Source organism: Polaromonas sp. P3_C2 (assembly GCF_056402675.1).
Genome location: NZ_JBFUGX010001258.1, coordinates 1 through 554, shown reverse-complemented (window position 1 = coordinate 554; position 554 = coordinate 1). Strand labels below are relative to the sequence as shown.

At 58.2% G+C, this 554-nt stretch carries 1 protein-coding gene; it reads left to right on the top strand.

Annotated features, from left to right (window positions below; translation table 11 throughout):
• Position 1: 1 nt before the first annotated feature.
• Positions 2-554: DNA (cytosine-5-)-methyltransferase (dcm, locus tag AC1DWI_RS25945; RefSeq protein WP_477726297.1), on the top strand; the 553-nt coding region annotated here is incomplete at its 3' end.

The following is a 554-nucleotide window of genomic DNA, read 5'->3' as shown; positions in this document are numbered from 1 at the left end:
TATCACTGCCGACCACTCCGCAACCATCGCCTATTTGGCGGCCGCTCGCAAAACCCACACCCAAGAAGCGGTAGCCAAACACCTCAAGGTCAGCCCTCGCCACCTCCGCCGATGGGAGACGGGCGAATTACCTCCACCGGCGCACATCGCGGCCGAGCTTCAGAGACTCCTCAACTTCGGCCCCCTTTCGGGAAATGGTGACTTCAAGTTCCTCGACCTGTTCGCCGGCATCGGTGGCATCCGGCTCGCGTTTGAAGCAATCGGCGGTGAATGTGTGTTCACCAGCGAGTGGGACTCTTATGCCCAGAAGACCTACACAGAGAACTTTCAGGGCGGGCACCCGCTGAACGGTGACATCACCCAAATCCACGAAAAAGATATTCCAGACCACGACGTCTTATTGGGCGGATTCCCCYGTCAGCCCTTCTCCATCGCCGGAGTTTCAAAAAAGAATGCCTTGGGGCGCGCACACGGCTTTGCGGATGCAACTCAAGGCACCCTGTTCTTTGATGTGGCGCGGATCATTGCCGAGAAACGTCCTCGCGCCTTCATGC